Source organism: Arthrobacter sp. UNCCL28 (assembly GCF_900102805.1).
GTDB classification, from domain to species: Bacteria; Actinomycetota; Actinomycetes; order Actinomycetales; family Micrococcaceae; genus Arthrobacter; species Arthrobacter nicotinovorans_A.
This window is the reverse complement of the sequence record NZ_FMWE01000013.1, coordinates 27,118-51,746: the sequence shown is the minus strand read 5'-3', so window position 1 is coordinate 51,746 and position 24,629 is coordinate 27,118. Positions and strand designations below refer to the sequence as shown.

Here is a 24,629-nt window from a genome sequence, read left to right as displayed (position 1 = left end):
GTTACGGCGGTCATAGCGTGGGGGAAACGCCCGGTCCCATTCCGAACCCGGAAGCTAAGACCCACAGCGCCGATGGTACTGCACCCGGGAGGGTGTGGGAGAGTAGGACACCGCCGGACACACATTAGGCAAGAGCCCCGACCACAGGTCGGGGCTCTTCCCCTTTAACCACCACAACACGGTACAAAAACCCCAGACAGACAGCACGGCCCCGGCCACCCACAGGGAGACCAGCTTGGCCCCGTTCACCAACAGGCCGGCACCAGCAATCACCCACCCAAACACTCCAACACCGCGTCCACCACGTGGCTTCGTTGCCTGTCCTGCCGATAGACCAGGTACTCAGTGATGGGCGGTATGGCATCGGCGAAGTCCAGCAGAACCAGCCGTGGATCGTCGTTGAATTCGTCCTCCGCAATGACACCTATGCCCAAGCCTGCAATGACGGCGGCGTGGACTGCTTCCCGGCTGTCAGTCTCGAGCACTTCGGTTGGTTGGAGTTGGGCGCTGGAGAGCGCGGTTTCTATGGATCGGCGCGTGACCGACCCGATCTCGCGAATGATCAGAGGATGGTCCACGAGGTCCCGCAACCGGATCATCTTGCTGCCGGCCAGTGCATGATCCTGGCGAACGAAGGCGACCAGGTCCTGCTTTGCGAGGGCACGTGCCACCAGGTCAGGATGGGGTGTTTCGTCAGCGATGATGCCGACGTCCACAGTTCCGGCCAGGACCCGCTTGCGCACTTCGGCGGAGTTGCCGCTGATGAGTTGGATATTGACGCCGGGATTCTGCCGGCGGAAGATGCTCAGCAGGCCCACTGCGTTGATGGGCGCATCGGTGCCGAACCGCAACTCTCCTTGCATGACGTTCCGGGCCTTGGCCAGAATGGTCTCCGCCTCAAGTTCGGCCCCGAACAGTCTCGCTGTGACCACCAGGAGCTTGCTCCCCAAGGGCGTCAGTTCCACGGACCGTCCCGATCGTTGCAGCAGATGTACCCCGTGGCGCCGTTCCAGGAGTCGAACCTGCTCGGACAGGGTTGGTTGGCTCACGCCTGCGGCTGCTGCCGCCGCGACGTAACTGCCGTGTGTCGCTACGAGGTGGAACGCCCGGAGATGAGTCAGATTCATAGGCATTGCCTAAGTCTCCTATAGACAGGGGCGCTTCCTCCTATGAGTAGACGAGGATTCCACGTACCGTCTTGGCTGTGAAGAGAGAACCCCACGTCCTGGTCGTCGGAATTGACGGTGTCCGTTACGACTCCCTCCTGTCCGCGGCCACGCCCGCTGTGGACCGTATCGCCCGCGGGGGTTTCCTCCTCCCGGTGACGGTTCACCCCAGGAACGTCACCATTTCCGGCCCGGTGTGGGCCACGGTGGCCACCGGTGTTTACGCGGACCGGCACAAGGTAACCGGCAACAGTGTCCATCCGCCGGAGTTGGCTGACTTCCAGGACTTCACGGCGGTGCTTCGCGCGTCACGTCCGGCGTCCCGCACCATGATCGCTGCGAGTTGGCTTCCGGTGGCGGCGCCCACTGCGTGTGGACCGCTCTTCTCCTCCCGCGGTTGGGTGCCGGAAAAGGACCCTGAGGAAGCCAACGACGGCGGCAGTTGGGCAAGTGCCGATGACGCGGTCGCAAGGTACGCAGCCGGGCGGTTGGAGAAGGAGGACATCTCGGCGTCCTTTGTGTACTTTGGGGAGGCGGATGTCGAAGCACATAACAACGGCACGGGGTCTGGCTACGCCTTGGCTATTCAAAATTGCGACACGCGACTCATGACGCTGCTGGAAGCCATCAAGGCCAGGCCCAATCGCCGGAACGAAGACTGGACCATCATGGTGGTCACCGACCACGGGCACCTGGATGCCGGCGGTCACGGGGGCTGGAGCGAGGAAGAGCGCACTGCCTGGATCGCGGCGTGCGGAGCAAGCGTGCCGGAGGAAGTCAAGGCCGTGGACCACACGGACATTTTTACCCAGGTGCTCGCCGCATTTGGCGTAGCTGCAGGAGCCGCGGAGGGTGTTCCGTTCGGTGCCCGGTGTGCAGGACCGGAGCAGCTGGCGCCGGAGCCGCCCGCCCGGAGTCCCGTGCCGGGGACGCCTGCCCGGGGTGTCGCCCCGGAACTGCCTACCCGGCGTGCCGCCCCGGGGACCGATGAGGAACTGCCTACCCGGGGTGCCGCCCCGGGGACCGCGGAGGAACTGCCTACCCGGAGTGCCGCCCCGGAGCCGCCTGCCCGCACAGCAGCTCTCCGTTGACCGTTGTGGTGACGGCCGCAGTCCTCTTGGCGGCGGTCCTGCACAGCATCTGGAACGCCCTGGCAAAGGCAATCCCGGACCGCCTTGCTTCATCGACCATGATTGCCTTGGCCTATCTGGCGTTCGGGTTGGTGGGGGCGGCGGCGTTCGGAGTTCCCGTGCAGGAATCATGGCCCTTTGTGGTGGCCTCGGCTGCCTTGCAGACCTGCTACCTGATCCTGTTGACCACCTCGTACAGGCACGGCGACTTTTCCCAGGTCTATCCGTTGGCCCGGGGCATTGCCGTGCTTCTGGTCACGGTCATCGCCACCACCGTGCTTGCCGAGAGATTGAGCCTTTGGCAGCTGACGGGGGTGGCAGTGGTTGCTGGCTCATTGCTGAGCCTTGCCCTGATACGACAGGGCGCAGCGGCCGGGCCGGGCAGGAACCGTAAAGGTACCCTTTTTGCCGTGCTCACTGGAGCGGCCATTGCGGCCTATACCTTGGTTGACGGGGTAGGAGTCCGGGTTTCCGGGCAGCCGATGGCCTATGTCTCGTGGCTGTTCCTGCTGCAGGGTTTCCTGATTCCCGTGGTTTGCTGGCGAATGGCCGCTGATCGCCGTTCCTTCCCGCAGCGTGTGATGCGGTATTGGAAGCCGGGATTCGTCGGGGGACTGGTGTCGATGCTGGCTTACGGGATCGTCGTTTGGGCACAGAGTATGGCACCGCTTGCCTTGGTGTCGGCGCTCCGCGAAACCAGTGTCCTCCTGGCAGGCGTCATTGGCTCAGTGTTCTTCAATGAAAAGTTCAGCCGGCTTCGGCTTGGCCTGACGGTTGTGGCCGTGGCCGGGATCGCCGCGATCCAGCTTGGCTAGCCTGGGAAGAACTCCGACAGCTCCGAGTTCAGCCGGCTTCGGCTTGGCCTGACGGTTGTGGCCGTGGCCGGGATCGCCGCGATCCAGCTTGGCTAGCCTGGGAAGAACTCCGACAGCTCCGAGACCAGCTTGTCCGGGGCCTTGTTGGGTCCGTCATGGCCGTACCCGGGGAGGATGGTGTAGCTGGATCCGGACAGGATGTCGTGAATTTGGCCGCAGGCAACACCGAAGTATGCGGGGCTCTTTTCGCCCACCACGATCAAGGTTTCCAACGGAAGCTCAACGAATGGTTCGGCCGGCATGTCCGCGGCGATGACGGCCTTGATTTCACGGACACCACAGGTCATCAGCTCGCGCATCTGCTTGCCCAGGGGTGTCCCGGCGGCAAGCTTGTTCGCCAGGGTCAACATGGACAGGGGCATTCTGGCGAAGGCGCCACCGGTTTCCACTCCCTTGATGAGGATGGCGAGGGCGCGATCGTAGTCTCCCGCCGCCGTCGCGCGTTCATAATCGGGTGTCCAGTCTGCTTTGACGCTGTGGTTGACGGACACCGCGGGATCGTACACGGCCAGTCTTTCCACCGGCAGGGTGCGTGCGGCGTGCAGCGCTACGGCGCCACCGAAGCTGTGCCCAAAGACGTCCGTGCTGGACGTGTGCTTCATGACTGCGTCCAGGTCCCGGATGTCGGCCTCGAGGGTGTAATCCTCGGACTGTGGGGATGAATCGCCACGTCCGCGCCGGTTGAACGTATGGACGGGACGTCCCAGGGCTTCACTTAGCTTTTGCGCGAAACGCGTGTAATCGGCGGCCGTCACCATGGAGGCCGGAACGACGACGACGCCGGAGCCTGCTGCTGCCAGCTCACCGCCTGTGGTGAGTACTTCGAGATGTCCGCCGTCGGGGGTCATGATGATGTCGCGCGTCATGACTCGAGCCTAGCCGAGCGACCTGAATGCAAGCAGCATCCCTGCCCCTATGTGGAAAAAGGAACCGCTGTGGGAAAGCCCTCAGCGTTTGAAGTAGTTCGAAATATCGGTCACCAGCTCGTTGACGGCTGCAGGGATGGACCCGTGGAATCCCTTGGGAGAGACCTCCAGCGTGCTGCCGGGAACCGCCCTGTTCAACCGCGCTGCGGTGACCTTGTAGAACTGCGGGCTTTTCTTGCCCACCATGAAGTGCGTGCTGGATGGCAGGACGGAGAAATCGGTCGGAGTATCCGCGGCTTCGAAGGCTGCCTTCAGCTCACCTACGCCTGAAGGCATGAGCTCGCGGAAAAGCTTGTTCACTTTGGTCCGCGACACCACAGCCATGAGACCCGCCAGAATCGGCTCGGGAACCCGGGCCAAGGCAGTTCCGGGCTGCATCCCGCGCTTCATCCGGGCCAGGGCCAGCCCAACATCGCCCTTGTTGACGGAGTCCTCGAACCCGGCAAGCCAGTCCGTGTCCATGCTGCCGTCGATGTTCACGGCAGCGTCGTAGACAGCAAGTTTGTCCGGCTGGTGACGGGTGCCGGCAAAGGCCTGCGCGGCATTCAGCGCCACGGAGCCACCCAGGCTGTGGCCAAAAATGTTCCGTGCGCCGGTGGCGTCCATGATGGTGCGGACATCGGCGATTTCCGTATCCATGGAGTAATGGTTGGGTTGTTCGGTGGATTTGCCCCTGCCGCGGCGGTCGTACACGTCCACCGCCCAGCCGTCTCCCAGGCCCTTGGCCAAGGCTATGGAGAACGGCCGGTATATGAGGGCAGTGAGGAAAGCGCCGCCGATCAGCACAACCCGGCGTTCCCCGGGCGCCTCTTCGGCGCCGTAGCTGTACAAGGCGAGCCGTCCGCCGTCGTGCGTCTGAATATCGCGTTCCTTCACCGGAACATCCTAGGCGGCATCGAGGGGTCCGCCGTGGACCATGGTGCCCGAAAGGAACCGCGCAATCCTGACGGCGAGGCGCTTACCGGGACGCAACGGCCCCTCATGGAACTGCAGGGGAACCACCGCAAAGTCTATGGCCGGCACCGCTCCAGCCAGGGTCCGCCCGGTTTCCGCGAAATACGACGGACTCCAACCGCCGCTGAGCATGAGGATGGGCGTGGAGAGCTTCATGAAGTCGTGAAGTTGCGCGTCGGCGTCCAGGACCGCCCGCATTTCAGTGACTGCGGTAGGGAGCAAGGACCGCATCTCCAAACCCAAGCGGGTCCGGGCAGACAGGACACTGAGCGTACGCAGCGCCCCCATGGGCAGGTAGGAAATGGGCCCCGCTGTCCCCAGTCCCTGCACCAGATGCGCCCAGGCGTTGTCCAACTGCCCGGCGGTGACTGCTTCTTCAAGCTCGGGACGCCATCTGCTGCTGAGATTGCCGGAGAGCGAAACCGCGGCGTCGTAGGTGACCAGTTTCTTGATCCGGCCCTGCCTCGCGGCCTGCAGCGCAACGAAGCCGCCGTAACTGTGCCCCACGACGTCTGTGGAGCCGGTCTTCTCCATCACTGAGTGAAGGTCTGAGATTTCGGTCTCGACGGAATAGCCCGGCGGCTGCGGCGCAGATTTGCCGCGCCCGCGCCGGTTGTAGCTGTGGACAGGGCGTCCAAGGATCACGCTCAGGGTCCGCGCAAACGACCAGTACAGCGAGTCCGTCACCAAAGTGCCATGGATAAGCACGACGCCGGACGGTTCAGCAGGCGCTTTCGAACCGGGAATTGAGGCACCGGATGCGGGCCGGAAGGTGTGCACCTCAAGCTGCCCGCCGCCGTCGACTGTTTCAACTGTCCATGTCTCCACAGCCCCGAGTCTATGCGTTTGCCTGATTTGCGGCCCGGAAGTGAAGGCGCGCAATCACCGGTAAACTTAAGGACTGTGACTTCCGCAAACACCCCAGCCCTGAACACCTCCGCAGAGCCCATCGACGCCAGCGAGCAGATGCGCATCCGTATGGAAAAGCGCGCCAAGCTGATCGAGCGCGGCACAGAGGCTTACCCGGTAGGTGTTGAACGGACCCATTCCCTCGGTGAAATCCGCGGGAAATACGCACACTTGGAAGCCGATGAAACCACCGGCGACGTCGTGGGCGTCACCGGGCGCGTCGTGTTCATCCGCAACACCGGCAAGCTGTGCTTCGCCACCCTCCAGGAGGGCGGCGTGGACGGTAAGGGCGTCCGGCTGCAGGCCATGCTGAGCCTCGCCAACGTCGGTGAGGAAGCGCTCGCCGAATGGAAGGCCTTAGTGGACCTGGGCGATCACGTGTTCATCAAGGGCGAGGTCATCTCCTCCCGCCGCGGTGAGCTGTCCGTCATGGCGGACTCCTGGTCCATGGCCTCCAAGGCCCTGCGGCCCCTTCCGGTGCTGCACGCGGAACTGAACGAGGAAACGCGCGTTCGCCAGCGCTATGTGGACCTCATGGTCCGCGACGAAGCACGCGAGATGGTCTACAAGCGCGCAGCGATTACCCGCTCCGTCCGCGATACCTTGGACAGCCACGGCTACGTGGAGGTTGAGACCCCCATCCTTCAGCTGGTTCACGGCGGTGCCACGGCCCGTCCGTTCGAAACGCACATGAACGCGTTCGACCAGAAGATGACCCTGCGCATTGCAACCGAGCTCTTCCTCAAGCGTGCGGTAGTGGGTGGCATTGACCGTGTCTACGACATGGGCCGCGTTTTCCGCAATGAAGGCGTGGATTCCACGCACAGCCCCGAATTCACCACCTTGGAATGCTATGAAGCCTGGGCGGACCAGTTCGTCATGGCCGAACGCATGAAGGAAATCATCCTGAATGTCGCGGACGTCGTGGGCACCCGTACCATCCAGACTGACGCCGGTGAAATCAACCTCGACGGCGAATGGGCCTGGGTTTCGGTTTACCCCGGTATTTCCGAAGCAGTGGGTGTGGAAATTACTCCGGACACCACGGTGGATGAACTGTTGGCAATTGCCGCCAAGCACGAGGTCAAGGTTGATCCCAAATGGGATGCCGAGAAGATCGTGGTTGAGCTGTTCGGCGAGATTGTGGAACCCACCCTCCTGAACCCGACGTTCGTCTACGACTACCCGCCCTCGGCGCAGCCGCTGGCCCGTCCGCACCGTGAAGACGGACGGCTGATCGAAGCCTGGGACCTGATCATCGGTGGCATGGAGCGCGGTACGGCCTTCAGTGAGCTCATTGACCCTGTCATCCAGCGTGAACGCCTCACGGAGCAGTCCCGCCGCTCCGCAGCCGGTGATGAGGAAGCCATGCAGCTGGACGAGGACTTCCTCCGCGCCCTCGAATACGGTGCACCGCCCATGGGCGGCATTGGCCTCGGCATTGACCGCTTGGTCATGCTGTTCACCGGGGCCGGTATTCGCGAAACGATTCTGTTCCCCTTGTTGAAGCCTGAAGGACACTGATCATGGAGTACATAGCAGTCCTTGCGCCGTCCGTAGTTGTGGGTTTGATCTTCTGGTTTGCCATGAAGTCGATCTTCAATGCAGACAAATCCGAGCGTCAGGCAGAAGCCCGCGCCCAAGCTGAAGCGAATTCAAAAAACGCAGGGCCGGCAACTGAAGGTCCAGCCGCTAAATAGGCTCCTAAATGGGTTCCACTTTCACGTGAATCCAATTGTGCTTTGACGTGCGTGCTTGCTGTGAACGATAATCGACAAAGGAACCCGGGGAATTTCTGATTATCCATCCCTCTAAGAGAGGCAACTCATGGCACAGAAAGTAAAAATCATCCTCGTCGATGACCTGGATGAAGGATCTGCGGACGAAACTGTCCGATTCGGTCTGGACGGCGTTAGCTACGAAATGGACCTGTCCACAGCAAACGCAGCATCGCTTCGGAAGGCCCTGGAACCTTTTGTCGCAAAGGCACGGAAGACTTCTTCCGGCCGTGGGACGCGGGGTCGCGCTACCCCGGCCCGCAACCAGGATTCCGCGCAGATCCGGCAGTGGGCCCGTGATAACGGTTACACAGTCAACAGCCGCGGACGTATTCAGGCTGAAATTCAGGAAGCCTACCAAAAGGCCAATTCCTGATTCACCGCTTCAATGCCCCGGCAGTCACTGCCGGGGCATTGGTTGTTTAACGGGGCTGTGGATTGTTGGCTGCCATCCCGTCCCCAAAGGAAATGCTCCCCGGCCCGAGGGCGCGTTGACTCGCACCCATGGAGTTGGGAGGGCGTCCCCTGGGCGCAGTTGGAGAATTCCAGGCGCGGTCCGGAGGGAAGCCCGGCCGGCCAGCCGGCAGGATGTCACCGTAGTCCGCCGGGGTCAAGGGGAAGTGCGGGTTTTATTCCTCCACGGCGTCATGTTTCCCCTGTGGCGAACACGCTCCAAAAGTGCTGCTCCGGCACGTAGCATCAAAGTACGTCGTAGCTAGGAGTGTGGCGAAATGTTTGAGAGATTTACGGACCGTGCCCGTCGCGTGGTCGTCCTTGCCCAAGAAGAGGCACGGATGCTCAACCACAATTACATCGGTACCGAGCACATCCTCTTGGGTCTGATCCACGAGGGTGAAGGCGTTGCTGCCAAGGCGCTCGAGTCCCTGAGCATTTCGCTCGATGGCGTTCGCGAGCAGGTGCAGGAGATCATCGGCCAGGGCCAGCAAGCCCCGTCCGGTCACATCCCCTTCACGCCGCGTGCCAAGAAGGTGCTTGAGCTTTCCCTTCGTGAAGCACTGCAGCTCGGCCACAACTACATCGGTACTGAGCACATCCTGCTCGGCCTCATTCGCGAAGGCGAAGGCGTGGCCGCCCAGGTGCTGGTGAAGCTTGGTGCAGACCTGAACCGGGTCCGCCAGCAGGTCATCCAGCTGCTCTCCGGCTACCAGGGCAAGGAGACCGCAGGCAGCGGCTCCGGCCAGGGCCAGCCGGAAGGTACCCCCGCAGGTTCTGTGGTGCTTGACCAGTTCGGACGCAACCTTACCCAGGCCGCCCGCGAGAACAAGCTGGACCCTGTGATCGGTCGCGAGCAGGAGATGGAACGCGTCATGCAGGTCCTCTCCCGCCGTACCAAGAACAACCCGGTGCTGATCGGTGAGCCCGGCGTCGGTAAGACAGCCGTCGTCGAAGGCCTCGCCCAGGCGATCGTCCGCGGAGATGTCCCGGAGACCATCAAGGACAAGCAGCTGTACACGCTTGACCTCGGTTCGCTCGTTGCCGGCTCCCGCTACCGCGGTGACTTCGAAGAGCGCCTGAAGAAGGTCCTCAAGGAAATCCGCACCCGCGGCGACATCATCCTCTTCATTGACGAGATCCACACCCTCGTCGGTGCAGGTGCTGCTGAAGGCGCCATCGATGCTGCGTCGATCCTGAAGCCGATGCTCGCCCGCGGTGAGCTCCAGACCATCGGTGCCACCACGCTTGACGAGTACCGCAAGCACATCGAGAAGGATGCGGCCCTTGAGCGCCGCTTCCAGCCGATCCAGGTCAAGGAACCCTCGGTTGCCCACGCGATCGAGATCCTCAAGGGACTCCGCGACCGCTACGAGGCACACCACCGCGTAACGATCACCGACGGCGCCCTGGCCTCCGCAGCGCAGCTGGCCGAACGCTACATCTCGGACCGCTTCCTGCCGGACAAGGCGATCGACCTCATCGATGAAGCCGGCGCACGCCTGCGTATCCGCCGCATGACCGCTCCGCCTGAGCTCAAAGCAATGGATGAGCGCATTGCGGACGTGAAGATGGAGAAGGAATCGGCCATCGACGCCCAGGACTTCGAAGGTGCTGCTTCACTGCGCGACAAGGAGCAGAAGCTCATTGCCGAACGCGCCGAGAAGGAACGCACGTGGAAGTCCGGCGGCATGGACGACATCTCCGAGGTTGACGAGGACCTGATCGCCGAAGTTCTTGCGAACTCCACCGGAATCCCGGTCTTCAAGCTCACCGAGGAAGAGTCCTCACGCCTGCTCAAGATGGAAGACGAACTGCACAAGCGCGTCGTTGGACAGGATGAGGCCATCAAGGCCCTGTCCCAGGCCATCCGCCGTACCCGTGCAGGCCTGAAGGATCCCAAGCGTCCGGGTGGCTCGTTCATCTTCGCCGGCCCCACCGGCGTCGGCAAGACCGAGCTCGCCAAGGCACTTGCCGAGTTCCTGTTCGGTGAAGAGGATGCCCTCATCACGCTGGACATGTCCGAGTACTCCGAGAAGCACACGGTTTCGCGTCTCTTCGGTGCACCTCCGGGCTACGTCGGCTATGAAGAAGGCGGCCAGCTGACCGAGAAGGTCCGGCGTCGTCCGTTCTCCGTGGTGCTGTTCGACGAAGTGGAGAAGGCCCACGCGGACCTCTTCAACTCGCTGCTGCAGATCCTGGAAGACGGTCGACTGACCGACTCCCAGGGCCGCGTGGTGGACTTCAAGAACACCGTGATCATCATGACCACCAACCTTGGTACCCGCGATATCTCCAAGAGCGTGGCCACGGGCTTCCAGTCCGGCACGGACACCCAGACCGGCTACAACCGGATGCGTGCCCGGGTCACGGAAGAGCTCAAGCAGCACTTCCGCCCCGAGTTCCTCAACCGTGTTGACGACGTCGTGGTGTTCCCCCAGCTGACGCAGGACGAGATCATCGAGATCGTGGACCTGTTCGTGACCCGCCTGGAGCGCCGCCTCAAGGACAAGGACATGGGCATCGAGCTCACCCCCGCTGCCAAGGTCCTCCTGGCCACGCGTGGTTACGATCCCGCCATGGGTGCACGGCCTCTGCGCCGCACCATCCAGCGCGAGATCGAGGACCAGCTGTCCGAGAAGATCCTGTTCGGCGAACTCCACTCCGGCGACATCGTTGTGGTGGACGTCGACGGTGAAGGTGACGACGCCAAGTTCACGTTCGAAGGCAACGCCAAGCCGCGGATCCCGGAGATCGCTCCCACCGCGTAAGGCATTACAGCGCCAAGCCCCGCCTGCTCCCTTCAAGGAGCAGGCGGGGCTTTTGCGTTGGTGCTGGAGCCTTTGTCCAGCTGGGGCCTTTGTCCAGCAGGAGCCTTTGTCCAGCAAAAGCCCTTGTCCAGCTGGAGCCCTTAGGGTGGATTGGAAGGTCTGCAAGAAACTCCGAGGGAAGAGAGGGGATCGCATGAGGGTACTCATGGTCGCTCCCGGGACGCGTGGCGATGTTGCGCCGATGGCCGGGCTCGGCAGCCGTCTCCAGGGGCTCGGCTACGAGGTTGCCATTGCCGCGAACCCTGCTTATGCCCCGCTGGTGGTGGAGTCGGGATGCGAATTCAGGCCGCTGCCGGGGGATTTGGCGGAACTGATCAAACAGCCGGCCCCTGGTGCGAAAGCCGGCGCTGGGAGCGTCCTGACGTTCTGGCGCAGGCTGGGCGCGTACATGGAGAACGCCGCCACAGGAACCTTGGCGGCTGCCGAAGCCGGCACCGATGTGATCCTGGCGAATTCCGTAGCGCCTTATGCCTATGACATTGCCGAGGCTTTGGGCATTCCGGCCATAGGCGCACACTTGCAACCAACTGAGCCAAGTGCGGCATACCCGCCGGTGTTGATGAATTCGGCCCGCAGTTTGGGGGCGGTGGGGAACAAGGTCATTGGGGAGAGGGCGGCGGCCGGCCCGGCTCCTTATGATGCTCCGAGCGCCCGACTTCGCAAACAGTTGGGGCTTGGCAGGCAAAGCCGGGCTGCCGGTGAGCGTCGTCGGAGGAAGGCCCGGGCAACAATTCTTCACGGCATCAGCCCTTCTGTCCTGCCGCGGCCGGCCGATTGGCACTCGGGGCTGGTCATGGCCGGGTACTGGTGGCCAGCTGAAAACACAGAATGGGAACCCTCCGCGGACCTGGTGGACTTTCTCGCAGACGGTCCAGCGCCCGTCTTCGTTGGCTTCGGCAGCAGCGCGGACCTCGACCCGGGGTTCGTCCTTGAGGCAACGCGTCGGGCCGGAGTAAGGGCCGTGGTGCAGGGTCCGGAGGGCGTCTTGGGCGATGACGCCCTGGGCGTTGGAAGTGTTCCCCATCAGTGGCTTTTCCCCAGGATGGCCGCTGTGGTGCATCACGCCGGAGCGGGGACCACCGCGGCCGGGTTCCGCGCAGGAGTACCGGCGCTCGGTGTCCCCGTCTATACGGACCAGCCACTCTGGGCCTCGCGAATCGCTGCGCTGGGTGCCGGGCCCCAGCCGATTCCTTATAAGAAGCTGACTCCGGAGCGCCTCGGCGACGCGATACGGCAAGCCGGCACCACGCCGTCGTATGCGCGGCGGGCCCGCGAAGTGGCGGCGGCCATCGCCACGGAGGACGGAACCGCGCCCGTGGTTGCGGCCCTGCGAAATCTGCCAACCACCTAATCTCCGAACCATGTGACAGTAGGGCGCGTTTGAAAACTCAAAACGTGCTCTACGGGTGAATATGTGAAAGTACTGTTTCACTGTGAGTGAACCACCCTGTGATCGGCGGCACATTACGTGTTGAATCGGACCATGGACTCTGCTGACACTCACACCCCGGGCGAGCAGCCCGAAACCCCCTTTCACGACATGGACCACTACCTCGCCATCCCGCGGGTCAGCGGCCTCACCCTCAGCCCGGACGGCACGCGCCTGGTCACCACCGTTTCAACGCTGAACGGCAAGGGCACCGAGTTCGCTTCAGCCCTCTGGGAAATCGACCCCGCCGGCCGGAAGCAAGCACGCCGGATCACCCGCAGCTCCAAAGGGGAAGCGGGTGCTGCGTTCGCGGCAAACGGCGACCTCTACTTCACCTCGGCGCGCCCGGATCCGGACAGTCCCGACGCTGACCCGGTGAACGCCCTGTGGCTCCTGCCCGCCGACGGGGGAGAAGCCCGCGTGGTGCACTCGCGCTCAGGTGGCATCAGTTCGGTCATGACCGCGAAGGACGCGGACGCCACGTTCGTGAACGCCGAAGTCCTGGCCGGATCCGCGGACGAAGAGAACGACGACGAGCGCCGCAAGGCCCGCAAGGACAACAAGGTCTCCGCCATCCTGCACAGTGGCTACCCCGTCCGCTACTGGGATGCCGACCTCGGCCCCGCCGAGCCGCGGATCTTCGCAGTTGATCAGGGAGAAAACCAGGAACCCGGCAAGCCGTCGACAGTGGACGCTGCCGCTCCGCTCAAACTCCGCAACCTGACCACCGGCGTCGGCGGTTCGCTGCGGGAGTCAAAAACGGTGGTGAGCCCGGACGGCAGGACCATCTACACCAGCATGACCAAGCCTTTGGCGAAAGCGGACAGCCGTGAGGTGCTCGCCGCCATCGACGTCGCCACCGGGAACATCAAAGTGCTGCTGGACCATGAAGGCATGAGCTACTTCCCGGGGCCCGTCAGCCCAGACAACCGCACCCTTGTGGTCGAAAGCGAAAGCGACACCACGCCCACGCAGGCGCCGCAGGTGAAGCTGCACTTGCTCAACGTCACCGGCGGCGAGACCACGGATCTTGAACCGCTGGCCCACGACTGGGACCGCTGGGCTACCGTGCTCGCATGGCTCCCCGATGGCAGCGGAGTCCTTGCCAAAGCGGACGACGACGGCGCGTCGCCGGTCTTCCGTGTTGACGTCGCCAACGGTGGGGTCACCCGGGTGACGCGGGACGCTTCCGCCTATTCCGACGTCGTGGTTTCTTCTGATGGGACGACGGCGTATGCCCTGCGGAGCTCGTATGAGTTCCCATCCGAAGCAGTCCGGATAGACCTGGCCACAGGTGAAGTGACCAGGCTGCAAGCCCCCGCTGAACGTCCCGTTTATCGCGGCCACTTGGAGCGCGTGGAAACAACCGCGGAGGATGGCGTGCGCGTGCCCGCCTACCTCGCCCTCCCCGATGGTGCCTCCGCGGACAAGCCCGCACCGCTCCTGCTGTGGATCCATGGCGGGCCCCTGGGTTCGTGGAACGCCTGGACGTGGCGCTGGAACCCTTGGCTGTTGGTGGCCAAGGGCTACGCCGTGCTCCTGCCGGACCCCGCACTCTCTACCGGCTACGGTCAGGAATTCATCCAGCGCGGCTGGGGCGAGTGGGGCAAGAAGCCCTTTACCGACCTCATGGCCATCACCGATGCCGTGGTAGCACGTCCGGACATCGACGAGTCGCGGACCGCCGCCATGGGAGGGTCGTTCGGCGGGTACATGGCCAACTGGGTTGCCGGGCAAACAGACCGCTTCAAGGCAATTGTCACCCACGCCAGCTTGTGGGCACTCGATCAGTTCGGGCCAACTACCGACGCGGCGCAGTACTGGCTAAAGGAAATGACTGCGGAAATGGCCATGGAGAACTCGCCGCACCTCAACGTGGGCAACATCAAGACACCCATGCTGGTGATCCACGGCGACAAAGACTACAGGGTCCCGATCGGCGAGGGGCTGCGTCTCTGGTACGAGCTCCTGTCCTCCTCGCAGCTGCCCGCCGACGACAACGGCCGGAGTCCGCACCGCTTCCTGTACTTCCCGGATGAAAACCACTGGGTCCTCCAGCCGCAGCACGCCAAGATCTGGTACGGCGTGGTGGAGCACTTCCTGGCCAAGCAGGTGCTGGGCGAGGATGTTGCCTTGCCGGAGGAACTGGGGGTTTAGCTCCGGCGCGAACGTCCTCGCCGGACGCCCGCTTCCGTTCACTGCAGTGGCGGTTGCGGGCGTCCGTCGCGAACGCCCGTTGGGCGCCCGCTTCCGTTCACTGCGGTGTCGGTTGCGGGCGTCCGTCGCGAGGTGGTTCTGCTGGGAACCACGGGTACCTGCTAGCGCGGTGGGTTACAGGCGAGAGTGTCCCTTGTCGCTCCAGCTGCTTCAGTTGAGCATTCCATGCCGTTGATACCGGGCCGCCGGCTCCCTGGCCCCAACGTTCCAACGACTTTGCCACCAACGCTGATTGGCGTCACGATTCGGCACCTGGATGCACTTGATATGGGTGACGGTCATCGTTGGGAGACGCATGGCCGACCAGGACGCTACGGATTCGCGGCATTGACTGCGAGCGAACAGTCAGGATCAAGTGCTCAAGGAGAAAGACGTGCCGGGCCCGGCAGCAGCGGCCGACCCCAGCGGAGTGTTGAACCGGCACTTTACGAATTGGTGCGGGAAGTTCAAGATCATCCGCACCACCGCCGGCTTCGAAACCGCTACCGGACATGCCGTGTACCCCGCCCATGCTATCCGTGAGGCGGACGGAACTGTCGGGTCGTCGGCGCTGGAAGGCTTTGAGAAGTCCGGCATTCGTGGGCAAGTTGAAAAAGACGCGTCCTTTCTGGAGACGCTCCTCGCTGCGGCAAATTCACCAACCAGGATCCCGTTGGGGCTGGCCTTGTTGATTGGGGGCGTCCGCTATCAACTTGTTTTTCAGAACACTTCCGAGACGGGCGGGGACCACATCATCAACGTGGCATTCATCAACAGGGGAGAACCGCCGCGGCTATGAAAGTCCGACACCCCGAAGGTCACAATAGAAGATCACAATAGGGGTGCAGGCGGGCCGGGTTGATGCGGGCGTAACCATCAGCGCCCGGCGCGGCCCGTGCCTGTCCGTCTCGCTAGGATGGGGGAGTGAATCCGACCTTCAGCCTCCGCCCTGCCCGCACCAGTGACGTGGCCGCGATCAAGAGGCTTGTGGCGCCCTTGGCTGAGGAGCGGATCCTCATGGCCAAGGAGACAGTGGCGTACTACGAAAGCCTGCAGGAATTCCGGATCGCCGAGTCCGACGAGGGCGAAGTCATTGGCTGCGGCGCCCTCCACGTGATGTGGGAGGACCTGGCCGAGATCCGCACTCTTGCCGCCGCGGGCTCCTGGCGGGGCCGGGGCGTGGGTCACGTCCTCGTAGAGAACCTACTGGAGGAAGCCCGGGCGTTGGGGGTAAGCCGCGTGTTCTGCCTGACCTTCGAAGTGGATTTCTTCAAGCGCCACGGATTCGAAGTCATGGCCGATCAGTCTGCCGTGGATCCGCAGGTGTATTCCGAATTGCTGCGCTCGCATGATGAAGGCGTGGCAGAGTTCCTGGACCTTGCCCGGGTGAAGCCGAACACTTTGGGCAACACCCGCATGATCAAGCAACTCTAGGCACAACCCCCGCATCTCAGCCGCGTCGTTCAACCCCTCGACGATTATGCGTGATTTAATGCCCTTTTCTTATCTCAACTTGATGGATAAACTGATGGTGGCTTGCTGGGGAAGCTTCCACCACATCGGTCAATTGAGAGAAGATCATGCAGTCCCACGCGTCCTTTTCAGATGTTTCAGAACTCCAACTCAGCGTGCGCGGTCCAGTGTTCACGCCTGCCGATCCCGGCTTTGCCGCCGAAGTAGCGGCCTTCAATTTATCTACGCAACACCAGCCCGATCTCGCCTTTGGTGCCCTCGACGCAGAGGACGTCTCGGCGGCAATACGCTGGGCCGCGGAACGCGGTATGCCAGTATCTGTCCAGTCCACCGGTCACGGTGCCACCAATGCCATTGAAGGTGGCTTGCTGATCAGCACCCGCCGAATGCTCGAACTCAGTATCGACCCCCTGGAGAAGACGGCCCGCGTGGGTGCGGGCGTCCGCTGGAAGGCCGTGGTGGAACTCGCCGGGACCTTCGGATTGATGGGGCTCTGTGGGTCCACCACCGATGTTGGCGTGGTGGGCTACACGCTGGGCGGCGGATTGCCGATCCTCGGGCGCAAGTACGGTTTTGCCTCTGACCACGTGATTGCGTTCGAGATCGTCACGGCTGACGGCGTGCTGCGGAGGGTGACCAAGGACGAGGACCCGGAGTTGTTCTTCCTGCTGCGCGGCGGCAAGGGCAATCTGGGAATCGTCACGGCCATGGAATTCCACCTGTTCCCGGGCTCCGACCTCTATGCCGGAGGAATCTACTTTGACGGTGGGCATGCTCCGGAAGTGCTGCAGGCATTCAGGGATTGGGTGCCTGACTTGCCCGTGGAGGCGTCGGCATCACTCGCTTTCCTGCGGCTGCCGGACATGGACATGGTGCCCGAGCCCCTGCGCGGAAAATTCGTGATCCATCTCCGTTACGCCTATCAGGGCGATCCGGCGTCCGCGGCAGAGCTCCTTGAGCCGATGCGTCAGAGCGCACCTTTCATGATGGATGCCACGGGTCCTTTGGATGCCACGGCGTTCGACTCGATCCACCAGGACCCGGACCAGCCGGTTCCCGTCATGGAACACGGGTTCCTGCTGGACAGGTTGGATGACCCCTCGGCCGATGCCATATTGCGGCACTTTGGCCCCGGCGTCGAGAGTCCTGTCCTGTTGGCTGAACTGCGGTTGCTGGGCGGCGCCCTGGCAAGGAGCGCAGACGGTGACGATATTGTGGGTGGTCGCGATGCCGCGTTCAGCTTCTTCATGGGCGCCATTGCCGTCCCGCCTGCGGTTGGAATGCTGCCGGCGTTGTTCAAGGCCGTCCATGAAGACCTTCGCCCCGCTGCCAACGCCGGAACCTTCGTGAACCTTCACGGCCACTTTGTGGATGCCGAAGACAGGGAACGGCCCTGGCAGGCAACGGCCCTGGATCGCCTCCGCAAGGCAAAGGCTGAGCTGGATCCGCAGAACATGTTCAGCTTCGGGCACGTGGTGGGCCTTCCGGTCATCGACCAGACTGTCCTGCTGGAAGACGTTGTGACTGCCGGTGGCGACGCCGTGCTGAGCAACTGAGGAGCGGGGATCATGAACAACCGCGTCACGTTCCCGGACTTCTCCGCCTTCCAGATCGACATCCCCCATGGGCCGTGGCCGCAGGAAGCCCCCGGGGCCGGCGATCGCCGGCCCGACCCGGACCTGTTCTCAGCCTTCTGGCCGGAGTTCCCCACCAGTCAGGAACGGGAACGGGAACAGCCACAGCAACGGGAACAGCCACAGAAACCGGCAGCCGAGGACTAGTCGAAGCGGCAGGGGCAGTTCCCAGTGGGCTGCCCCTGCCGCTTCCTTGTCGCCGATCCGCAGGAGATCCCGCGCGTCGGCTCAGGAAGCGTGCCGGGGTTGGGCGTCGAAACGGCGTCGATAATCCGTGGGTGTAGTGGAGAAGGCGCTGGCGAAGTTCTGCCGAAGGGTCACGGCGCTGCCGAAGCCGCATTTGGCCGCTACTTGGTCTATGGGCAGGCTGGAGCTTTCCAGGAGGTGCCGGGCGGCGTCGAGCCTTTGGGAACGCACCCATGCAGATGGAGTGGCGCCGGTGGAAGCCCTGAACGCACGAATGAATGTTCGGCGGCTCATGTGGGCTTTGCCGGCGAGAGTGTCGATGCTGAGGTCCTCGTCCAAATGTCCCAGCGCCCACTCAAGCATGCGTGCCATGGGGTCCTCGGAGGACCGGGGCGGCAACGGATGCTCAATGTACTGCGCCTGTCCGCCCTCCCGGTGCGGGGCGATGACCAGGCTGCGTGCCACCTGGTTGGCTGCTGCGGATCCCAGGCGGGTCCTCACCAGATGGAGGCATGCATCCAGCCCCGAAGCTGTACCCGCCGACGTCAATACGTCGCCGTGATCGATGTACAGGACGGTCCGGTCCAAAGAGACGTCGGGGTGGCGTGCCGAGAGCGAACTGAAGGCTTCCCAGTGGGTGACGGCAGACCGGCCGTCAAGCAGGCCGGCGTCGGCAACTGGGATGGTGCCAAGGCAGAGGCCAAGGATGACGACGCCGCGCTGATGGGCCTGCTGGAGTACGTCCCGGAGCTGCCCGTTGGGTTCGCGGCCGTCATCAAACCATGAGGGCACCACGATGACGTCGGCATCGTCAGCGGCCTCGGGGCCACGGATCCCACCCAGCTGGTAGCCCTCCGCGGTGCGGATGTGGCCCGCTTCATCGGCAAAAAGACAGGTGTTCCATTCGGCAAGTCCCTGCCGGGAGACTTCGTCGAAAACCATCTGGGGGACCGCGAGGTGGAACATTGTCACGTCGTCGAAGGCATACACGGCAATGCGCAAGGGTCCTCATCTCAATTGGCCTGAATCAATCGTACAAGGGCATTCATGCCACTGGCGATCACCTCCGGAGGCGCAGAGGATGGAATGGTTGCCAGAAGGCGGCCAATGAACCAACTCCGGAAAGAGACCACCCATGAGCACTCCCCGCCGCGCCCTTGTCCTTGTAGACATCCAGCAGCAGTACTTCAGTGGTCCCCTCGAGATCCAGTACCCGCCGCACCGGGAATCGATCGCGATGATCGGCAAAGCCATTGATGCCGCGACGGCCGCAGGTATCCCGGTTGCCGCCGTCCAGCACAGCTCTGGAGAGGGCGCGCCGGTCTTCGCCCCGGGAACCGCGGAGTACGAGCTCCACCCAGTGGTCGAGGACCGCAGGAAGGACTCCTGGAAGGATGTCGTCAAGCAGTATGGCTCGGTCTACGCCGACACTGACCTGACAGCGTGGCTGCGGGAGAACGACGTCGACACCGTCACCTTGGTGGGTTACATGACGAACAACTGCATCCTGGCCTCTGCCGTGGAAGCGGAATACATCGGGTTCAGCACCGAGGTCCTCTCGGATGCGACCGGTGCCATCAACCTGGCCAACGAGGCAGGGTTTGCTGATGCGGAAACAGTCCACACAACCCTGATGGCGTTGCTGCACTCGAACTGGGCGGCCGTCAGCACCACAGATGCGTGGGTCGAAGCCTTGAACGCGGGGAATGCCCTGGAGAAGAGCGACCTGGGAAGTTCGGCAATGGCCGGATCGCTGCGAACACAGTAGTGCAGGCCCTACCCTGTGCCGGGTCCCCGGTAGTAGGGTCAGAGCACCAGCCGCAGCACGCCCAGGAGCACCCCATGAAAAAGCTCATTAATGATCCACGCGCAGTGGTGGACGAGTCCGTAGAAGGGTTCGGCATGGCCCATGCCGACATTGTGGACGTCCATCCCGATCCCAAATACGTCATCCGGAAGGGCGCTCCGGTAGCGGGCAAGGTGGCCTTGGTCTCGGGCGGCGGCAGCGGCCACGAGCCCCTTCACGCGGGCTTTGTTGGGCTGGGCATGCTCGACGCCGCTGTCCCCGGCGCCGTCTTCACCTCGCCCACCCCCGACCAGATCATTCCGGCGACGGTCGCAGTGGACTCAGGTGCCGGCGTCGTCCATATCGTGAAGAACTACACCGGCGACGTCCTGAACTTTGAAACCGCCGCCGAGATGGCCCAGGCCGAGGGTGTGCGGGTTCGTTCCGTACTGGTGAACGACGACGTCGCGGTGGAAGATTCGCTTTACACGGCGGGCCGGCGCGGGGTGGGCGGAACGGTGCTGGTGGAGAAGATCGCAGGAGCGTCCGCCCAGCGCGGCGACGACCTTGACGCCGTCGCGGCTGTCGCGGAGCGGGTAGTGGCCAATGTGAGGACCATGGGCGTGGCCCTGTCCGGGTGCACTGTGCCACACGCGGGCACGCCAAGCTTCGAGCTGGCAGACGACGAGATCGAGATCGGCATAGGTATCCACGGCGAACCGGGCCGGCACAAGATCGCCATGGAATCCGCCGATGCCATCACGGACCGCTTGCTGGAGCCTGTGCTGGAGGATCTTGCCCTGGCCTCTGGAGACAAGGTGCTGTTGTTCGTCAACGGCATGGGCGGGACGCCGCAAAGCGAGTTGTACATCGTCTACCGGCGGGCCGCCCAGGTCCTGGCCGAACGCGGTGCCACCGTGGAGCGCTCGCTGGTGGGTAACTACGTGACGTCCCTTGAGATGCAGGGCTGCTCCGTGTCGGTGCTGCGCCTGGATGAGGACATGATCCGGCTGTGGGACGCGCCCGTCCACACTGCCGCCCTGCGGTGGGGAGCCTGAGTAATGGGGTTGACCGTTGACTGGGCACTGGACTGGGTGAAGCTCTCCGCCAAGGCCATGGCCGAACACCGGGTGGAACTGATCGAACTGGACCGGGCCATCGGCGACTCGGACCACGGCGAGAACATGGACCGTGGTTTCCAGGCCGTGCTGCAGAAGCTTGACGAGGCCCCGCCGGAAACTCCCGGCGCCGCGCTCAAGGCTGCCGCGATGGCCCTCATGTCCAAGGTGGGCGGAGCCGCCGGCCCGCTGTACGGGACTGCCTATTTGCGCGCAGCTACGGCGCTGGGAGACTCTGCGGACATCGACGCCGAAACGCTGGTGGCTGCGCTCGCAGCAGCCCGTGACGGCGTAGTTGCGCGGGGAAAAGCCGAGCTTGGCGACAAGACCATGATCGATGCCTGGACACCCGCTGTTGAAGCAGCCCAACAAGCCGCGGCAAGCGGCGCTGACCCCATTGGCGTGTTGGAAGCGGCCGCCGAAGCTGCCGAAACCGGTGCCATGGCCACCGACCCGTTGGTAGCCCGCAAGGGCCGGGCCAGTTACCTCGGGGAGCGCAGCGCAGGGCATCGGGACCCCGGTGCAGCATCCACGGCACTGCTCCTCCGTGCGGCCGCCGCTGCAGCCGCAGGCTCCACGGGCGACACGGGCGACACGGGCGACGCGGGCGATGCGGGCGACAACAGGACCGACTCCGTATGACCGTTGGAATCGTGGTGGTTTCGCACAGCAGCAAAATTGCCGAGGGTGCGGTGGAACTCGCCGGCCAAATGGCGCCCGACGTCGAACTGGTCGCCGCCGGGGGCACCGAGGACGATCGGATCGGAACCAGCCTTGAGAAGGTGCTGGCCGCCGTCGAGCAGTCACTGGTGGATTCCGGTGGTGACGGCGTGGTGGTGCTGGCCGATCTGGGTTCGGCAGTCATGACAGCCGAATCGGCCATGGAGTTTGCCAGCGATCCCGACGCCGTGCGGCTGGCCGACGCTCCGCTGGTTGAGGGACTCGTGGCGGCTGCCGTCGCTGCCCAAGGAGGCGCCGGCGTCGAGGATGTCTGCAAGGCGGCGGAGGCAGTGGCCTTTGGCAGTGTGCCCGCCGGAGTGGGCGGCCCCGAGCTTCCCGACCTCAAGGATGAACCGGACGCCAGCGGCGATTTCGAACTCATCAACCCCCTGGGCATGCATGCACGGCCGGCGGCGAAGATCGCAGGCGGCCTGTCCGGGCTGGACGCGGAGGTGAGCGTCAACGGCGTCGACGGTATGTCCATCATGGCGCTTATGGCGCTCGCCGCGGGACAGGGTTCCAGCCTGCATGTCGAGGCGAGGGGCAAGGATGCGTTGAAGGCGGTCCAGTACGTCGGCCGGCTTGTGGAGGAAGGGTTCGGGGAGCTGTAGGCCGAAAGATTTTCTCCCAAATATTGCTAAGTACACTGATTAGTGATGTTGTAGAGGTACAGGTTCACTACAAGGAAGAGGTACGAATCATGGGTGCTGACGACAAGATGGAGAACGCTGGCGAGAAGCTTGGCGGCAAGGCAAAAGAAGCTGCCGGAAAGCTGACGGACAATGAGCGCCTGGAAGCCGAAGGCAAGGGCGACCAGACGAAGGCCGACCTCAAGGGTGCCGGCGAGAAGCTGAAGGACGCCTTCAAGAAAGACTAGGCATCCAACCAGGGCCGCTGCATTTGCAGCGGCCCTGCCTTGTCTTGTGTGGCGAATGTTGTGTGTGCGCCGTACCTCGGCGCCATGCCTGATGGAGGATCTACGTGAACATACTGGTGAAAATTTTCGGACTGGCAGTCAGCCTTGGCGCTGGTGCGATCGCAAACAAGACGCTGGAGGGCCTCTGGGAGAAGAAGACCGGCAAGCCCGCTCCCAAGGACGGAACCGATCTTCAGGACTCGCTCCCGGGCGTCCTGGTTTTCGCGGTTGTCTCCGCAGGAGTTGGCGCCGTTGTTCACGTTCTTACCCAGCGGGGCACCAAAAGCGCCCTGGCCCGTATGAAGAAGACTGCTGACGAGGTTTAACAAATGGCTATAGCTAAATACCCGAGTGTTGTCATCGATTGTCCCGACGCGGCCGCGCTGGCCGCCTTCTACGGCGAACTTTTCGGCTGGGAAGTCGAGGACAAGGGCGACTGGTCCGATATCCGGCCCAGCGACGGCAGCAACTGCATCTCTTTCCAGCAGGTGGAGGTGTACCAGCCGCCCGTGTGGCCCGGACAGACGATCCCGCAGCAAATGCACCTGGACATGGTGGTGGAAGACCTGGACAAGGGTGAGGAAGTTGCACTCTCGCTTGGAGCAACCAAGGCCGACCACCAGCCCGGCGACACCTTCAGGGTGTTCCTGGACCCCGCCGGGCACCCGTTCTGCCTCTGCCTGAGCTAACTCCGGCGTGAGGCACACTTCGGCCGGGGAGAGCTGGCGGCCTAGCCCTGCTGGGCCGCCCATTCCTCGACCCGCCGGTTGCTCTCTTCCTCGGAGAGGTCTTCTACGCGCGTCATGATGGACCAGCGGACGCCGAACGGATCGCGGATGCTGGCATAGCGGTCACCCGAAACGAACGTAGTCAACGGCTCGCGGATGGTGGCCCCGGCTTGCTCGGCTTTGTGGACCAGCCCGTCCGCATCGGAGCAGTAGAGGCCCATGGAGTAGCAGTCGTCCTCTCCGTTTGGTGAGGGGACGAGGTGGTACTCGGGGTTGGGCTCACCGAGCTGGAGGTGGCCGTTGCCGAAGTCGAGTTCGGCGTGGGCCACCACTCCGCCCATCTCGGTCTCGCCCACCACCCGTGCGCCGAACACGTCGCGATAGAACGCAATGGCTTCCTTGGCGTTGGCTACAGCGAGGAATGGCGTCAGGCTGGTCAGGCCGTTCGGAATGCCATTGGTGGTGTGGTCCCCGTTGGCGGCCGTGGTTGATTCGGTGCTTGTAGTATCGGTCATGGATACGACGCTACGTGCCTTAGAGCACCTGGTGCTTGGAGATTCGCGACAGCTTAAAGCCGATCCGGGAGGGTCTCATGGACGGTTCCTTCAAGGGCATCCTGTACCCCGCGCGGCTTCCCACTTTCAACCGCATCCCTGCCCCGGAACCCCTGCAGGAGCTGGTCCAGTGGTTCTGGATTCCGGAATGGGACATCGAGCACGGCCGCAGCTCCCGCCAGCACGTCATCGCCTACCCTGCCTCCAACCTGGTGGTACAGCCCGCTGATGTCATCCTCTCCGGGCCCACCACGCGCGCCTCGCTCCGGGACCTCACCGGGACCGGCTGGGCTGTGGGGGCCCTGCTCCGCCCGGCGGCCGTTCCGCTTTTCACGGATAATCCGGGAGCCCTCCGTGACCAGGAAGCCACGCTGTCGCTGGAAGATCTGCACAGCGCCGTCTCGGCCGCCATGTCTTCGTCTCTGAACGCCAACACGCACGACGACGGCGGCCACCGCACGCGGGCAGTGGAAGCCTTTGCAGCCTGGCTGGCTTCCCGGTGCGAAGAGCTCCCCGAGGAAGCCCTGCTCGCCAACCGGATGATGGACGTCATTGCCTCGGAGCCCGGAGTGCTCCTGATCGAGGATGCGGCTTCCCGGTTGTCCGTCTCGCCACGAACGCTGCAGAGGTTGGCAAGGAAGTACATCGGGCTGAGTCCGTCGGCCCTGATCCGGCGGCGTCGGCTCCAGGATGCCGCCGAGCGTACCCGGTCCGACCCTGAAGCGGACCTTGCCGCGATCGCCGTCGAACTTGGTTATTCGGACCACGCGCACCTGACGAACGACTTCCGGAAGTACCTGGGCTTTACGCCAAGTGGCTACCGGAAGTCGTTCGGCAAGGCGACGTGATGTCCCGGGGCGTTTGGAT

Annotated in this window: 26 protein-coding genes and 1 rRNA gene; 21 read left to right on the top strand and 6 right to left on the bottom strand. The window is 63.6% G+C overall.

The features are described 5' to 3' along the window. The first annotated feature begins 2 nt into the window (after window positions 1-2). Window positions 3-119: ribosomal RNA gene (gene rrf / locus BLQ01_RS21325) — 5S ribosomal RNA — on the top strand. Window positions 120-269: 150 nt separating this feature from the next. Here rrf and BLQ01_RS21320 read toward each other — a convergent pair. Further along, window positions 270-1,133, bottom strand: a complete 864-nt coding sequence (locus BLQ01_RS21320) for a LysR substrate-binding domain-containing protein (RefSeq protein WP_254779559.1) — start codon at window positions 1,131-1,133, stop codon at window positions 270-272. Window positions 1,134-1,204: 71 nt separating this feature from the next. Between BLQ01_RS21320 and BLQ01_RS21315 the strand changes: the two genes are divergently transcribed. Both BLQ01_RS21315 and BLQ01_RS21310 read left to right on the top strand, forming a co-directional pair. Then, window positions 1,205-2,257: an alkaline phosphatase family protein gene (locus BLQ01_RS21315; RefSeq protein WP_217638400.1), complete on the top strand. Its 1,053-nt coding sequence runs from the start codon at window positions 1,205-1,207 to the stop codon at window positions 2,255-2,257. A gap of 8 nt (window positions 2,258-2,265) precedes the next feature. Then, the gene (locus BLQ01_RS21310; RefSeq protein ID WP_254779558.1) at window positions 2,266-3,111 is read left to right on the top strand and encodes an EamA family transporter; all 846 of its coding nucleotides are present in this window, start codon (window positions 2,266-2,268) and stop codon (window positions 3,109-3,111) included. A 92-nt stretch (window positions 3,112-3,203) separates the two neighbouring features. Here BLQ01_RS21310 and BLQ01_RS21305 read toward each other — a convergent pair whose 3' ends face one another. The 3 genes from BLQ01_RS21305 to BLQ01_RS21295 all read right to left on the bottom strand — a co-directional run bounded on the left by BLQ01_RS21305 (window position 3,204) and on the right by BLQ01_RS21295 (window position 5,879). After that, window positions 3,204-4,037: an alpha/beta fold hydrolase gene (locus BLQ01_RS21305; protein ID WP_091554260.1), complete on the bottom strand. Its 834-nt coding sequence runs from the start codon at window positions 4,035-4,037 to the stop codon at window positions 3,204-3,206. Between the two features lie 81 nt (window positions 4,038-4,118). Continuing rightward, window positions 4,119-4,973 carry an alpha/beta fold hydrolase gene (locus BLQ01_RS21300; RefSeq protein ID WP_091554257.1) on the bottom strand — a complete coding sequence of 285 codons (855 nt, stop codon included), beginning with the start codon at window positions 4,971-4,973 and terminating at the stop codon, window positions 4,119-4,121. A gap of 9 nt (window positions 4,974-4,982) precedes the next feature. Continuing rightward, window positions 4,983-5,879 (bottom strand): alpha/beta fold hydrolase, encoded by an 897-nt coding sequence (locus BLQ01_RS21295; RefSeq protein WP_091554255.1) that lies wholly within the window; start codon window positions 5,877-5,879, stop codon window positions 4,983-4,985. A 75-nt stretch (window positions 5,880-5,954) separates the two neighbouring features. On the opposite strand from BLQ01_RS21295, the gene lysS reads away from it, so the two are divergent. The 10 genes from lysS to BLQ01_RS21250 all read left to right on the top strand — a co-directional run bounded on the left by lysS (window position 5,955) and on the right by BLQ01_RS21250 (window position 17,901). Then, on the top strand, window positions 5,955-7,484 hold the full coding sequence (lysS, locus tag BLQ01_RS21290; RefSeq protein WP_026547964.1) for a lysine--tRNA ligase: 1,530 nt from the start codon (window positions 5,955-5,957) through the stop codon (window positions 7,482-7,484). Between the two features lie 2 nt (window positions 7,485-7,486). Next, window positions 7,487-7,660, top strand: a complete 174-nt coding sequence (locus BLQ01_RS22485; protein WP_167332902.1) for a hypothetical protein — start codon at window positions 7,487-7,489, stop codon at window positions 7,658-7,660. 127 nt (window positions 7,661-7,787) lie between these two features. Further along, entirely contained in the window at window positions 7,788-8,114 is a 327-nt protein-coding gene (locus BLQ01_RS21285) for a histone-like nucleoid-structuring protein Lsr2 (RefSeq protein ID WP_026541631.1), read from the top strand. Window positions 8,115-8,469: 355 nt separating this feature from the next. Beyond that, window positions 8,470-10,962: an ATP-dependent Clp protease ATP-binding subunit gene (locus BLQ01_RS21280; RefSeq protein WP_026541632.1), complete on the top strand. Its 2,493-nt coding sequence runs from the start codon at window positions 8,470-8,472 to the stop codon at window positions 10,960-10,962. Window positions 10,963-11,155: 193 nt separating this feature from the next. Further along, complete coding sequence (locus BLQ01_RS21275) at window positions 11,156-12,373, top strand: glycosyltransferase (protein ID WP_091554251.1); 1,218 nt, start codon at window positions 11,156-11,158, stop codon at window positions 12,371-12,373. 132 nt (window positions 12,374-12,505) lie between these two features. Continuing rightward, window positions 12,506-14,608: a S9 family peptidase gene (locus BLQ01_RS21270; RefSeq protein ID WP_175493514.1), complete on the top strand. Its 2,103-nt coding sequence runs from the start codon at window positions 12,506-12,508 to the stop codon at window positions 14,606-14,608. 433 nt (window positions 14,609-15,041) lie between these two features. After that, a complete protein-coding gene (locus BLQ01_RS21265) occupies window positions 15,042-15,446 on the top strand; it encodes a hypothetical protein (RefSeq protein WP_139183530.1) in 405 nt (134 codons plus the stop codon). 125 nt (window positions 15,447-15,571) lie between these two features. Then, window positions 15,572-16,081 (top strand): amino-acid N-acetyltransferase, encoded by a 510-nt coding sequence (locus BLQ01_RS21260; protein WP_026541636.1) that lies wholly within the window; start codon window positions 15,572-15,574, stop codon window positions 16,079-16,081. A 146-nt stretch (window positions 16,082-16,227) separates the two neighbouring features. After that, window positions 16,228-17,676 (top strand): FAD-binding oxidoreductase, encoded by a 1,449-nt coding sequence (locus BLQ01_RS21255; RefSeq protein ID WP_091554244.1) that lies wholly within the window; start codon window positions 16,228-16,230, stop codon window positions 17,674-17,676. Window positions 17,677-17,688: 12 nt separating this feature from the next. After that, window positions 17,689-17,901, top strand: a complete 213-nt coding sequence (locus tag BLQ01_RS21250) for a hypothetical protein (protein ID WP_035760996.1) — start codon at window positions 17,689-17,691, stop codon at window positions 17,899-17,901. An 81-nt stretch (window positions 17,902-17,982) separates the two neighbouring features. On the opposite strand, the gene BLQ01_RS21245 is transcribed toward BLQ01_RS21250, so the two are convergent. Then, complete coding sequence (locus tag BLQ01_RS21245) at window positions 17,983-18,942, bottom strand: GlxA family transcriptional regulator (RefSeq protein ID WP_175493513.1); 960 nt, start codon at window positions 18,940-18,942, stop codon at window positions 17,983-17,985. A gap of 133 nt (window positions 18,943-19,075) precedes the next feature. On the opposite strand from BLQ01_RS21245, the gene BLQ01_RS21240 reads away from it, so the two are divergent. The 7 genes from BLQ01_RS21240 (at window position 19,076) to BLQ01_RS21210 (ending at window position 23,169) form a co-directional block, all read left to right on the top strand. Continuing rightward, a complete protein-coding gene (locus BLQ01_RS21240; RefSeq protein ID WP_091554241.1) occupies window positions 19,076-19,708 on the top strand; it encodes an isochorismatase family protein in 633 nt (210 codons plus the stop codon). Between the two features lie 74 nt (window positions 19,709-19,782). After that, window positions 19,783-20,784, top strand: a complete 1,002-nt coding sequence (gene dhaK, locus BLQ01_RS21235; protein ID WP_026541640.1) for a dihydroxyacetone kinase subunit DhaK — start codon at window positions 19,783-19,785, stop codon at window positions 20,782-20,784. 3 nt (window positions 20,785-20,787) lie between these two features. Further along, a complete protein-coding gene (gene dhaL, locus BLQ01_RS21230) occupies window positions 20,788-21,486 on the top strand; it encodes a dihydroxyacetone kinase subunit DhaL (protein ID WP_091554238.1) in 699 nt (232 codons plus the stop codon). Then, entirely contained in the window at window positions 21,483-22,175 is a 693-nt protein-coding gene (gene dhaM / locus BLQ01_RS21225; protein WP_091554235.1) for a dihydroxyacetone kinase phosphoryl donor subunit DhaM, read from the top strand. Before dhaL ends, dhaM begins: the two co-directional genes overlap by 4 nt. Window positions 22,176-22,264: 89 nt before the next feature. Then, a complete protein-coding gene (locus BLQ01_RS21220) occupies window positions 22,265-22,441 on the top strand; it encodes a CsbD family protein (protein WP_035760998.1) in 177 nt (58 codons plus the stop codon). 104 nt (window positions 22,442-22,545) lie between these two features. Beyond that, a complete protein-coding gene (locus BLQ01_RS21215) occupies window positions 22,546-22,806 on the top strand; it encodes a DUF4235 domain-containing protein (RefSeq protein ID WP_026541643.1) in 261 nt (86 codons plus the stop codon). 3 nt (window positions 22,807-22,809) lie between these two features. Next, window positions 22,810-23,169: a VOC family protein gene (locus tag BLQ01_RS21210; RefSeq protein WP_026541644.1), complete on the top strand. Its 360-nt coding sequence runs from the start codon at window positions 22,810-22,812 to the stop codon at window positions 23,167-23,169. Between the two features lie 41 nt (window positions 23,170-23,210). Here the strand turns inward: BLQ01_RS21210 and BLQ01_RS21205 are convergent, their stop codons facing one another. Further along, on the bottom strand, window positions 23,211-23,723 hold the full coding sequence (locus BLQ01_RS21205) for a VOC family protein (protein ID WP_091554233.1): 513 nt from the start codon (window positions 23,721-23,723) through the stop codon (window positions 23,211-23,213). 77 nt (window positions 23,724-23,800) lie between these two features. Between BLQ01_RS21205 and BLQ01_RS21200 the strand changes: the two genes are divergently transcribed. Next, the gene (locus BLQ01_RS21200) at window positions 23,801-24,610 is read left to right on the top strand and encodes a helix-turn-helix domain-containing protein (RefSeq protein ID WP_091554230.1); all 810 of its coding nucleotides are present in this window, start codon (window positions 23,801-23,803) and stop codon (window positions 24,608-24,610) included. Window positions 24,611-24,629: the final 19 nt, after the last annotated feature.

What these genes read in the sequence shown, in the direction of transcription:
- BLQ01_RS21320 (WP_254779559.1), bottom strand. Translation starts at nt 1,133, where the DNA reads ATGCCTATGAATCTGACTCATCTCCGGGCGTTCCACCTCGTAGCGACA.
- BLQ01_RS21305 (WP_091554260.1), bottom strand. Translation starts at nt 4,037, where the DNA reads ATGACGCGCGACATCATCATGACCCCCGACGGCGGACATCTCGAAGTA.
- BLQ01_RS22485 (WP_167332902.1), top strand. Translation starts at nt 7,487, where the DNA reads ATGGAGTACATAGCAGTCCTTGCGCCGTCCGTAGTTGTGGGTTTGATC.
- BLQ01_RS21285 (WP_026541631.1), top strand. Translation starts at nt 7,788, where the DNA reads ATGGCACAGAAAGTAAAAATCATCCTCGTCGATGACCTGGATGAAGGA.
- BLQ01_RS21280 (WP_026541632.1), top strand. Translation starts at nt 8,470, where the DNA reads ATGTTTGAGAGATTTACGGACCGTGCCCGTCGCGTGGTCGTCCTTGCC.
- BLQ01_RS21275 (WP_091554251.1), top strand. Translation starts at nt 11,156, where the DNA reads ATGAGGGTACTCATGGTCGCTCCCGGGACGCGTGGCGATGTTGCGCCG.
- BLQ01_RS21270 (WP_175493514.1), top strand. Translation starts at nt 12,506, where the DNA reads ATGGACTCTGCTGACACTCACACCCCGGGCGAGCAGCCCGAAACCCCC.
- BLQ01_RS21255 (WP_091554244.1), top strand. Translation starts at nt 16,228, where the DNA reads ATGCAGTCCCACGCGTCCTTTTCAGATGTTTCAGAACTCCAACTCAGC.
- BLQ01_RS21250 (WP_035760996.1), top strand. Translation starts at nt 17,689, where the DNA reads ATGAACAACCGCGTCACGTTCCCGGACTTCTCCGCCTTCCAGATCGAC.
- BLQ01_RS21240 (WP_091554241.1), top strand. Translation starts at nt 19,076, where the DNA reads ATGAGCACTCCCCGCCGCGCCCTTGTCCTTGTAGACATCCAGCAGCAG.
- dhaK (WP_026541640.1), top strand. Translation starts at nt 19,783, where the DNA reads ATGAAAAAGCTCATTAATGATCCACGCGCAGTGGTGGACGAGTCCGTA.
- dhaL (WP_091554238.1), top strand. Translation starts at nt 20,788, where the DNA reads ATGGGGTTGACCGTTGACTGGGCACTGGACTGGGTGAAGCTCTCCGCC.
- dhaM (WP_091554235.1), top strand. Translation starts at nt 21,483, where the DNA reads ATGACCGTTGGAATCGTGGTGGTTTCGCACAGCAGCAAAATTGCCGAG.
- BLQ01_RS21220 (WP_035760998.1), top strand. Translation starts at nt 22,265, where the DNA reads ATGGGTGCTGACGACAAGATGGAGAACGCTGGCGAGAAGCTTGGCGGC.
- BLQ01_RS21210 (WP_026541644.1), top strand. Translation starts at nt 22,810, where the DNA reads ATGGCTATAGCTAAATACCCGAGTGTTGTCATCGATTGTCCCGACGCG.
- BLQ01_RS21205 (WP_091554233.1), bottom strand. Translation starts at nt 23,723, where the DNA reads ATGACCGATACTACAAGCACCGAATCAACCACGGCCGCCAACGGGGAC.
- BLQ01_RS21200 (WP_091554230.1), top strand. Translation starts at nt 23,801, where the DNA reads ATGGACGGTTCCTTCAAGGGCATCCTGTACCCCGCGCGGCTTCCCACT.